The following is a 12006-nucleotide window of genomic DNA, read 5'->3' as shown; positions in this document are numbered from 1 at the left end:
AATCGGTTCAAAGCTCACTAGCTGAATTGACTATGGGTTGTGTGTTTGTATCTCTACTGTTTAGTTTTCAAGGATCAACCCGCTTTTTCAGCGGCGAAGATTATCTTACCAGACTCTCTTCATCTTGTCAAGCACTTTTTTAACTTTTTTCGAAAGTTTTCTTTGTTTCAAAGTTTCTCTTTCTTCGAGTTAAAATGCCTGAATAGAAGGATTTACATCCTCTTACCGTGTTAACGGTCGCTCGCTCTTTCAGCGGCGAAAATAAGTATACCAAGGATTTCTCATATTGTCAAGCACTTTTTTGCATTAATTTCAAATTATTTTTCATCATCAATTTGACCTTAGTATTACTTTTTCTCCAAACCGTCTGCAACCTTATCTAGACAATGACAAAAAACGGCCACTTATTCTTATTTTATAGCCAATTTTAAATCATTAACTGTATAAATAATCCCTGGTGCTTGAATTCTTGTAACCCTGTATTTACATTGGGCCTTCCTTCAAGTTCTCCTTCCAAAATAGAACAAATCTTTCCTTCTATATTTCATTTTACCAAAATTCCCACTGCATAGCTAATGTTTACTCGGCAGATTCTTTGTTGAAAAGTATTCCCACTAAGTACTCAGCCTTTTTTCCTGATTTCCACTTCATTCTACATTCTCATTACATGGTAAGAACAAAAATATCCTTTCCCACAGTTTCCACCTTTAAATCTATATCATATATGTCTCTCAATATCTTTTCCGTAGCAATTTCTTTAGGGCTTCCCTGTGCAATGATTTTACCATCTTTCATGGCTAAAATTTCATCACTGTAATGAATTGCCTGATTAATATCGTGGAGTACAGCTACAATTGTAATCCCAAATTCCACATTTAGCTGCTTAATAAGTTTAAGTATCTCAATTTGGTAACGAATATCTAAATATGTAGTCGGTTCATCCAAAAAAAGTATTTTGGTATTTTGTGCCAAAGCCATAGCAATCCATACTCTCTGGCGCTGCCCTCCCGACAGATCAGAAAGTTGCTTATTTTTAAAATTTTTTACCCCTGTTATATCCATCGCCCATTGAATTAGTTTTTCATCCTCTTCTTTGTCTTTTTTACGAAACCTGCTTTGAGCAATTCTACCGTAGCCAATTAGCTTTTCTACCGTTAAATCCCCAGGGGCTACATTATACTGATGAACAATGGAAACCAACTTTGCAAACTGTTTTAAACTAATTTCATTGATATCCTTCCCTTCAAGAAAGACATTGCCTTTTTGCGCCCTTAAATTTTTAGTCATTACATTGAATAAAGTAGATTTACCACAGCCATTTGCTCCAATTAGTGTGGTTATTTTCCCTTTTGGTATGTTAAAGGAAATATGATTCAGCACCTTTTCCTTTCCATAAGAAAAATCCAACTCTTTAACCTCCATAGATTTTGTCACTCCTTTTCAGTAATACAATAAAGAAAGGGCCGCCTATTACGGACATAATAATTGCAGCAGAAATTTCATAAGGGTACGCAATTAATCTCCCTACCGTATCTGCCAAAAGCATGGTAAATGCTCCAAAGAGCATAGAAAACGGAATTAGAAATTTATGGTCACTGCCAACCAAAAGTCTGCCTATATGGGGCACAATTAAACCGATAAAACTGATTGAACCTGCAACCGCTGTTGTAATAGAAGCAAGGAGTACAGCAATCACTGATATTACCGCCCTTAATACATTCACATTTACGCCAAGGCTCCTTATGGTTTTATCCTCGAGGGCAAGTAAATTGCATTTCGTTGCAACAAAAAGTGAAAGAACCAAACCCAGAGAAACATACCCTGTTAAAAGACGTACATCTTTCCATGTTTTCATAGAAATATTGGCATTTACAATTGCCGCTGCACCCGAATAATTTTGCCCACTCATGGTGCCGAAAGACTGCAAAAGTCCTGTAAAAACCGCATTGATGGCAACACCCACCAGAATAATTCTAAGGGGAGAGAATCCTGCTTTCCATGAAAGGGAATACACAAGCACACAGGCGAGGATTCCTCCCAGAAAGGAAAATAAAGGCGTAAAGAAATACCACATTGGGAAAAAAGCTACAATAAGCACAGAAACAAAAGCCGAACCTGCTGAAATACCAATAATTCCGGGGTCCGCTAAGGGGTTTTTCAGCACAGCCTGAAAAAGCACCCCTGAAACCGCCAAACCAGCTCCGGTGACCATGGCAATAATAATTCTTGGAAATCGTAAATCGTAAATTGTAGCAACACTTTCATTGTATTCTACAAGCAAACCGCTAAAAAGCTCACCATAGGTCACCTGAATACTTCCCATATTCACGGACATAAAAAAAAGTCCCAAAAGCAAAAAAATTAAAATGCTAAAATACATAATTTTTCTATTCATATTATTCACCATAAAGCATAGGCTCTAAATCCGACAGTGCCTGAGGATATTCAAATGTTGCGCTCATGCCGAAAACCATATAATCAACATCATATACTTTTCCTTCCTGAACCGCTCTAAAATGCTTCCAAATATCATTTTCCGAAAATTCCTTTGCAAACATTTTAAGGGCCTCCTGAGGTAATCCATGGGCAGTCCTAATGATAACATCGGGGTCCGTATTCAGGATTTCTTCGGGATTCACATTAAGAAAATCTTTTTCGTCGCTGGGAAATACATTTACCCCTCCCGCAAGCTCTACCAGAGACCCTGCATAGGATTTATTCGTTGCCACAAGATAGCTGCCGGGAAGTCCCATCAGCACTAAAACTTTAGGTTTTTCCGTTACAACATGCTTCGCCTTATAGTCATCCATAAAAGTGTTGTACTCCGTCACCAAAGTCTTTGCTTCTTCCTCTTTTCCGTATTTATTTCCAATTAGTGTAATGCTGTCGTACAAACCCTTTACACTTTTTAAATCTATAAATGTAGATGTTACCCCAATATTATCATATTTTATTTTTAGATCTTCTTTTAATGTGTCTGGCCCAATTACATCTGTCGGCTTCAAGGATTTAATAATTTCCATATCCGGTGCCATGGGCGTGCCAATACGAGTTGCATCATCATAACAAGATGGGATCGTAGAGACAGTAGTATCCGGAACACCAATCAGAACTATGCCCAATTGATTCATAATTTCACAAGTCGCCGCCGATGTGGCAATAATGCGCTGTTCCGATTCTGAATTTTTCTCATCTGTATCTTGTATTTGCTTATTTACTGCCTGTTTCACTTCCGCTGTTTCTCCGTCAACCGCAAAGGAATTACGACTATTTACCCCCTCGGTTTGCCCTTTTTCTTCCGACACTTTCTCTCCTTGCTCCTCTACAGCAATGTTCGCCGCCGCCATTTCTGTTATGACATTTGTTCCTTCTGCTTCGGCTCCACTCTGATCCACACAACCTGTCATAGCAAATATCATAAGCCCAAGGACAAGAAAAAGCATCCTCTGTTTCAATTTTTTCATAATCTTCTCCTTTCCTCATTTTTCAAGTAACTTTATCAATCGGACTTGAAACAAAAAAATCACTTAACAAAATACATCTTAAACTACACGACTTTTTTAATTAAATGGAAGTAAAATTCCCCTAGATAACTTTTTCCTCTCAAACCCTATCAAATTTAATTTCTATAATTAATTTCCATATCCATTTACCAAATTCATAATAATGGAAGCAACATCTGCCCTGGTTGCTGAGGATTTAAATTGATATCCATTCGTGTTTTGACTTGTGATTAGTCCTGCCTTTCCCGCCTTCTCAACGCTCCCCCTGGCCCAAGTGCTTACTGTTTCCAATTTTGGTGTTGTTCCGTCAGTTTTAAAAGCATATCCCTTCATCGCCATATATTTCACCATGATTGCCGCTGCCTGCTCACAGGTGACGGATGCATCAGGGTAAAAGGCGGTTTCGCTTACTCCGGAAACAATTCCCTTTGCATTTGCCCATCCAATATATTTTGCATAATACTGACTTGCGCCTACATCCTTAAATTTGCTACTGCTATACCCCGAAACGTCATCTCCACTCAGCCTGCCTAATACGGTTACAAACATACCCCTTGTCATGGCTATATCCGGGCTGAACGTCGTATCACTTGTCCCGCTGAACAATTTTTTCGCAACAACACCTTCAATATCCGTTTTTGCCCAATGGGAGGAAACATCAGTAAAACCCATATCTTTCTTTTTGCTATTGTCGGTTTTAATGGTTTGCACAAAATCTGCATTTCCACTTTGCGCAGTTGACGAATCTACCTTCCAAAAAAAGCATACATCCCTACCCATAGGGGCAACATACATTTGTGTTTTTACGTAGCAGTCTGCAGATGGAGCCTGAAAACGCATGTCACCGCTTCCATTTGCTGCGTTTTCCGCCATAACAGAATACTTTACTTCCGTATAATCACCCTTAGGGGAATTCTGCGTGTAAATTCTTATATTTGATATATGGTTATATAAAAGCATTCTTAAAGATATCCAAATTTTCCCGTCTTGCTGTTCAATCAATGCTTTTTCGTAAACTGCACTTCTGCACATTCCTTCGCCGATCTCCGCATTTCCCGTTCCGCCGTCATCTGTCTTTCCCGTGTCCGGATTTAAATAATAAGTTAACGTGTCTGCAGTGTAAACGCCGTCACTCAATGCAAAAACATTAACCTGCATACAGGCGCAAACAATGATAGCCATAACTATGGAAATTCCCTTTTTAAAGCCTGTTTTACTCATAAAGTCCCTCCATCTTCATATTGGCAGTTCGCCCTTCCCTATGGAAGGGCTCTGCCAAGTTATACATATGCTTTCTTCTGTTTTAAAGACCATTCGTTTCCTGTTCATCCTCAATCTGCAAAGACATATATTGCTCCGTAAACCTCACAATCATGGAAGCAACCTCCGCTCTTGATGCTGCATCTTTCGGTGTAAAACTCCTGTTTTCGCGGCCGCTAATTACGCCTGCCTTTGCAAGGGTTTTTACGCTGCTCATAGCCCAATGGCTTATTGCATTTCTATCAACAAAGTCATCGTTGCCACTGGTTTTAAAGTTAACGCCCTTAATTTCGGCATATTTCGTAAACATTACTGCCATTTGCTCTCGGGTAATATTCGTATTTGGAGCAAAAGTACCATCCCCAACGCCTCCTGCAATACCCATATCTGCCGCCCAAAGTACATAGGAAGAATAGTAATCTTCATCCTTAACATCCCTAAATCTACTACCTCTATAGGTTTTGGGCTTGATGCCGTCCATTTTGCCAAGAATTGTTACAAACATACCCCTTGTCATTTTTACATCCGGACCAAAACTCTCTTCACTTATCCCACTGAAAATACCCATTTCAACTGCTTTTTCAATGTAAGCCTTTGCCCAATGTCCGGAAATATCATCAAACATCTCATCCTCCTGGATCGCCTGGGTAACAACGGGAACATTTATTATCTCATCCGTTTCCACTAATGCAAACAAACCAAACTTGTCGGTTTCAAATTCAAAGTAAACAGGCTCCATGCTTTTTGATAATGGAATTAATCCACCTTGAGCTGCGGTTCCACGAATCAAAGTTTTTGTTCCATCTTCATTAATTCTGTACAAAGCAACTCTTTCTTGGTCATAATCTTCCGGTATTGGTATGTATAATTTTACATTTTCTAATGGAGAAATTTCTTCATCATTCACTTTTGCAAGAATACGAAAAACAGTAAACTTTCCTACCTCTTCCCCCAGTGCTTTTTGTGCAAGCTTAAACTGACTTCCTTCTTTCAAGATTGAGGAATACAAAGTTGCACCCTCCAGCAAAACATTTTCAGGGGCTACCAGACGAATTCCTGTTTCGGAATCCGTAATATCAACTGCACTACTGGTAATAGAAACACTACTTTCCGATGCCGAACTATTCGCTCGAAGTTCATCCGAATCTTTGCCCGCTTTCATACTGCTCCAATCTATTTTAAGCCTTGCCGGGATTGCATTTTCACCAACGGCAGAGTCCATTATGGTATATGGAACTTTTACTTTTACATCAATGTATTTGTCTGTTACGCTTGGCAACGTAAACTCAAACTTTTTAAGATAATCAAAGGTATAATCGACACCCATATAAGTAGTACTGATTTCCTCTGTTTCCAATGTGGTTGCAAGTTGATATACACCTTGTGCATTTTTAAATTGGAACTCTTCCAGAGCAGAATAATATGGTGGAATCCTAACAGGATTTGAGCCTATCTGAATGACTGACTTCCCGCCACTTGTAACAATCAGTGCTCTGGAGTTGTTTTCGAACGCAACATTTCCCATTGAAAGCTCATCATCACTTTCTTTATAAAGGTCAATGTCTACCCAATATTTACCGTCCTGTGTTACGTCGACCTCCCCGTCGCTCACTATGTCACCGCCTGTGGAAGTTGTATCAAAGGTAAGCTTTTTCACATTAACAATGGAATCCTTATAGTCCGTCTTGGTAGCAACTGCAAATACGTTTACTGCGTCTGCCGTACCTCCCATTTCAGCCGCCTGCTCCTTGGTAATCACGAAAGTATCCAAATATTTATTTTCGTCAGTTTTTTCTATAATGGTCTCGTCATCTCCGCTGATAACATAATAAATGTCTGCATCCTGCACCTCACTTGCAGAAGGCATCGAAATGGTAATCGCCATAGCATCCCCTGCTGCATTTAATACTGCATCAATTGTAGGAATATCTACCTGATTTTCCTTTTCAACCTCAACACCGGTAACCGCTTCAATCACATCAGAATAGTCAAGTGCCAGTGTCGCCCGTTGCCTTCCCATAGCATCATAATTCGATTCAATTCCAATAGTTACCTTTTCACCATTGTGAAATAAGGGGATTGTCACACTTCCTATCTTGTCATCCAGTGTGTATTCATAACTACCCATCATTAAATCATCTTTCCAAGTGGCTGCGGTAGCGACAGCTTCACTCTCAAAGTACCACAAATCAACGAGATACCCTGCAAAACCACCCATATCAATTCTTTGGAAAGGAATGGTTAAAAACTTATCACCGTTTTCATCAACGTATAATGTTGCATTTCCCTTTAAAGCCCCATTCCCCATGGAAAGCAAACTGTTATTTATGTAATTAAGCATTTTAATTGGTATTTCATAACTAGTACCCACTTGGATGTTATCCCACCAATCTGATGAGAAAGATATTTCTGTTTCAGCAATTTCCGAAGCATTGACACCTGTCCCTTCCGCAATTGCCTTTACTACAGTGGGCAAACCATCTGTTAGGGCAGGAACGCGAAAACTTTCTGTATACAAAGTTCCGTTTTGAGAAGATGGTACAGAACCATCTGTGGTATAGTAAAGTAATGTATCTTCCGTTTTGCTTGTTATTGTTACTGTGTAAATACCATCCTGGGCAGTTTCTCCGCTTTCGTATTTTGCATAGATAACGGGTTTTTGTGCTGTTTCTGCCGCCATCCCCTTTTGATTGAAGGTTATCGTATATTCCACTATATCAGAAGTGATAAACCCATTTTTTACCGTAACTGCTCGAATCGTATATATCTCACCTTCTGAATTTGCAGTAGAAAGTTCGATGGGGCCGGTATAAAGTTGTTGCGTCTTTGTTGTATCAGGATCAGCACCTGTTGTACCGCTGATACAGGTATAATATATTTTTGCACCTTCAGAAGCAGTGGAAAGGGTAACCGTAGCCTTATCATCATTTACATAAGAGATTGCCCCTGTTGCTGTTGTCATTTTAGGCGCCTGCGCATCAATACCTGTTGTTATAATCGCATTGTTATAATCTAATTCAAGTGTACCATACTGTGTTTTTCCTGCTGACGTTGTGAAATATACATCTAAATAAGCTTTTTTTGTTGTTATCGGAATTTTAGCAAGCTTAACATACTTTTCACCATTGACGGTGTAAGTTTCCTCTGCAGTTGCCTTAACATACTTACTATTCTCATAATCATAATAATAAAAATCTGTTACATACTCGCCACCCTTGCTTGTGAGTGGAAGATACATATACTTTGAATAGGTTCTAATATCTAACACAGAACGCCCATTACTATAATTACTGTCTAAAATATCTGCGTACTCATTGTCAATATACTTATTATCACTGTCTTTTAACTTGGCGGAAGCTAAATAATAGCCATTGGCCATTGAGGGCATATCCTCATTTTCCCCAGCAACAACGACGTAAACTCCACCAGGATATTCGTTTTGTAATTCATACGCCCCATAACCAAGCTCTGTACTACCTGCTCCAAAGGGAATTAGCTCCGCTTTTGTTCCATTTTCCGTAATTTTATAAAGTGTTACATTTTTCACCTTAAATCCCTCTGCTTCAGGTATAATAAAGGTAGTACTTTTAATCTCGCCCGTCTGATCCAAAACTTTGACCTTCTCACCATCAGGCGTTTCAAAAATGTAATCTAAAACTCTCATATTTCTGTTGCCATGCTCGGGATTTACTTCTGAAATCAAATCCGCATATTTTTTAACTTCTTCTTCCTCTGTTACAGTGTTTACCCTAAAAACTGTATCATAAGGTATTGTATAAGTACTACTGGTAATACCGTTGGAATACGCACCTGTTAACGTTAAGTAAAAATCAGAGTCATTTTCAGCGTAAATTTTATTTTTTATAGCCTTTGCATTAAACTTCATAGGGATTGAAATTTCATCAGTCCAGCCTAATCCCTCTGCATACCCCTTTACCCTTACGTTTAAGGTATGGGGGTCATCACTTGTCGTATACATTTTCCCTGAATTTGAACCTTCAGACCATTGGCCATAATTTCCCGCAACTTCTAAACTATCCACGGCTGGGAAGCTTGTTGATCTAGAATTGAAGTCTATTTCCTCTGTGTCATCTACAGTAAAATAGTACACCATAGGTCTCGTTACAGAATAACCGTTGCTTTTTAATGCTATGCCGATAGCACTTTCCGTTTGCCTATAACCGTCATATGTTACATCTTGAGGGCTAGAAGTTATAGAATACCCCATAACCGAGTTATCAATGGTCTTCTCTGATGCTGGTTTTGGCTCAGAATTTAAGGTTAGAACATAATTTGCCCAATCATTGCTGCTATTCTTAAATTTTATTGTAACATCTGTAGAAAGAGAATCTAAAGGTACCGTTACTGTTTTTATGATGCGGGTATATACGGAAGAATATACAAAACGTTCCATTTCAGTTGGCTCTTTAAATGTAAGGTCAGTTTCCCCACTATCCCCCATGAATTTCGCCTCTTTAAAGTAGACAAAGCCGTCAGTATTATCACTTAAAATGTTTTTTTCTACAAATCGAACTGTAAGGTTCATTTTCCCATCTGCGTCTACATGAATCTCTATATCTTTTGTATCTATGTAATCATTTAACCAAGCATTCTCCTCGTCATCACAATTTATTACAAAATCAGCAATGTAACTACCCTCAGCAAGTTCCAAAGCATCAGCCGCCTTAAAAAATACTTCCGAAACCGTGATATCAGATAAATACTTACCGTCTTTTACCGCAGCAGCTTTTATTTCTACCTTTCCACCTGCAGACGATGGTGCTTTCACTCCTGTTATTCCTATACCACTATCATATTTACTGCTTTCCAAAGTGGGATCCGTTCCATCCAGCGTATAAACATATTCTAAATTTTCATCATAATTTGTAATCGTTGCTGTAACCTCTGTTGTATTGGCGTACTTTGTTTCATCGTTTTCTAATTTAGTTAAAGAAAGTTCAGGTACAGGAATTGTTTCCGCCAAAAAATATAAATACAGTGTTCTTTTGGATGAATATATTTCTTCTGTACCATCCATCACCTCCACCACAACTTTAAGTTCAACTTTTTCAGCTGCCAGACTACTTGCTGATATGGCAAAAGGCTCTTGGTATTCTATTGCCGTTTCACTTTTACTTGGATCACTGCCGTCTAAAGTATAAAGTACCCTGCTTGACGGGGCATTGGTATGGGTGAACTCTATGGTTACAGGTTCACCGTTTTCTATATCCCTTAGATGATTGCTCATAGATTTATAGGTTCTGCTTTCTCCCGCAACAGTAGCTATTATTTTGGCATAGGATGCCGCCACTGCTGCTCTAAATACCACTTCCCCTTCAACTACATCAGAGTATACATATACGAGTTCCCCGTCTTCCCCCTTAATTCCAACTCTTGTTACCGCCTTAATCTGGGTTGTTCCTCCTGTCATATACGCTTCAAATGGAAGAACCTCGGTAAAAGAACCTTCATAAAGTTGCCTTGTGTCGCTTTCCATTGGATTTGTACCATCTGTTGTAAAAAAGACCTCGGTATTAAAGGGAACATCTATTTCAACCACTACTGATGATTTATATGAATAGCTTTCTTGAGTATCCCCACTACTATCATAAGTTGTAATCGTTGGCTCTTTTACATCAATCTCCGCAATAAAGTTAACTTCCTTAATAATTACTTGGGAATATAAAATTGTTGTGTCCGTACTTTCCCCCACTTCCTGCATAGCTACAGCTTTAATTATTACGGTCTCCGCCTCTCCACTTGAAGATTCAACCGTAAACCCACTCTCATAAAGCCGTTTTGTGTCACTCATTGTAGGATCTGTGCCGTCTGTTGTATAATATACTGTAGTTTCCTCAGGAACTTCAATTGCAACACTCACCGCAGCGTTGTTTGCATAGTAAGTTTGATTTATCACTCCTCCGTCTTCTATCGAAATGGTAGGTGCCTCAACTGTTGCTAGTTCTTCTTCCAGCAACTCAGTTTCAAGTAAATCTATTTTTTCAGGGAGCTCTTCCGTGGTTGTTGCTTCTTCTATATTCTCGGATTTCTCCGTATTTTCCGTCTCTTCTGTTTCGGCTGTTTTCGTTTCAGCTGTTTCCGTTTCTGTTGTCTCTGTTTCAGCTGTTTCCGTTTCAGCTGTTTCCGTTTCTGTTGTCTCCGTTTCAGCTGTTTCCGTTTCTGTTGTCTCTGTTTCAGCTGTTTCCATTTCTGTTGTCTCTGTTTCAGCTGTTTCCGTTTCGGCTGTTTCCGTCTCAACTGTTTCCGTTTCGGCTGTTTCCGTTTCAGCTGCTTCTGTTTCAGCTGCTTCTGTTGTTTCCGTTTCAGCTGCTTCTGTTTCAGCTGCTTCTGTTGTTTCCGTTTCGGCTGTTTTCTTTGTTTCTCCTGTTACCTCTGATTGACTTGCGCTTTCCTGTTTCTCAACCTGTTGCTCACTTGTATCCGCAAATATATTGGTAGGTGTTGAAGATACCACCAACGTACCTGCCAAAAACATTGTTAAATACTTTTTGTATTTCAATTGAGTTCACTCCCTATCTAGATATTCCCTTCCTTAAACCAACATGATAGTTCCCCAAGTAATCTATTTTAATGACTGAAAAAGCCGAAGCCGTTAAGGCCTCGGCTCTCTACACTTTCCTAATTATATGTTAATTGGCTGTCTGTAATTGCAAGGTTAACAGAAGAAGGCATGTCAAAGGTGATTCCCAAGAAAATCTCAACTTCTGCTTCAACAGTTGCTTCATATTTGGGTGAATTGCCATTCACTACAAGATCTACAGGTACAGATACAACCAATGTGCTGTAGTCGTCAGAAACTGTTGCTGTAATGTTTGCATTCTTTGCAGCATCTCCTAATGTAATACCTGTCATTTGTCCTTCTCCGGAAATGCCCATCTTGGTCATTTCAAAAGATTGAAGATCCATTGTATAAATATATCTGTCGCCAACCTGAGCCTTACTGGAATAGCCTGCAATTACATTCTGTGTCATGGAGACTTCGGTACTGCTTCCGCTCTTGAAAAATGTTACATATCCAGGTGCATCCTGGGCGAACGCCATTACACTCATACTTAAAGCCATAACTGCTGCCATACCCAAACCCGCAAATTTCTTGAACAAATTTCTCATAATAAAATCCTCCTTTTTACTAAAAACTCCTTTTAAGTTATCATTACTGCCCTTGTGGACAAAAACCGGTTTTTGTCATTTTATATTTTTTTGCGCCCCCTCCTCTTCATAT

The 12006-nt window shown here is 39.1% G+C and carries 6 protein-coding genes; all 6 read right to left on the bottom strand.

Annotated features, from left to right (window positions below; all coding sequences use genetic code 11):
- Nucleotides 1–663: 663 nt before the first annotated feature.
- On the bottom strand, nucleotides 664–1422 hold the full coding sequence (locus P9Q65_RS04310) for an ABC transporter ATP-binding protein (protein WP_304508112.1): 759 nt from the start codon (nucleotides 1420–1422) through the stop codon (nucleotides 664–666).
- Complete coding sequence (locus P9Q65_RS04305) at nucleotides 1412–2407, bottom strand: FecCD family ABC transporter permease (RefSeq protein WP_334307196.1); 996 nt, start codon at nucleotides 2405–2407, stop codon at nucleotides 1412–1414. The genes P9Q65_RS04310 and P9Q65_RS04305 overlap by 11 nt, the downstream gene beginning before the upstream one ends.
- Nucleotides 2397–3464: a heme ABC transporter substrate-binding protein IsdE gene (isdE, locus tag P9Q65_RS04300; protein WP_304508109.1), complete on the bottom strand. Its 1068-nt coding sequence runs from the start codon at nucleotides 3462–3464 to the stop codon at nucleotides 2397–2399. The genes P9Q65_RS04305 and isdE overlap by 11 nt, the downstream gene beginning before the upstream one ends.
- A 168-nt stretch (nucleotides 3465–3632) precedes the next feature.
- Nucleotides 3633–4724, bottom strand: coding sequence for a heme-binding Shp domain-containing protein (locus tag P9Q65_RS04295; RefSeq protein WP_304508107.1), 1092 nt, complete (start codon nucleotides 4722–4724; stop codon nucleotides 3633–3635).
- A gap of 82 nt (nucleotides 4725–4806) precedes the next feature.
- Entirely contained in the window at nucleotides 4807–11283 is a 6477-nt protein-coding gene (locus tag P9Q65_RS04290; protein ID WP_304508105.1) for an FN3 associated domain-containing protein, read from the bottom strand.
- Between the two features lie 119 nt (nucleotides 11284–11402).
- On the bottom strand, nucleotides 11403–11894 hold the full coding sequence (locus P9Q65_RS04285; RefSeq protein ID WP_304508103.1) for a hypothetical protein: 492 nt from the start codon (nucleotides 11892–11894) through the stop codon (nucleotides 11403–11405).
- Between the last annotated feature and the right edge of the window lie 112 nt (nucleotides 11895–12006).

The sequence above is a fragment of the Anaerotignum sp. genome (assembly GCF_030625865.1).
Lineage (GTDB): Bacteria > Bacillota > Clostridia > Lachnospirales > Anaerotignaceae > Chakrabartyella.
Note: the sequence above shows the minus strand (reverse complement) of the source record. Positions and strands in the feature narration are given on the sequence as shown.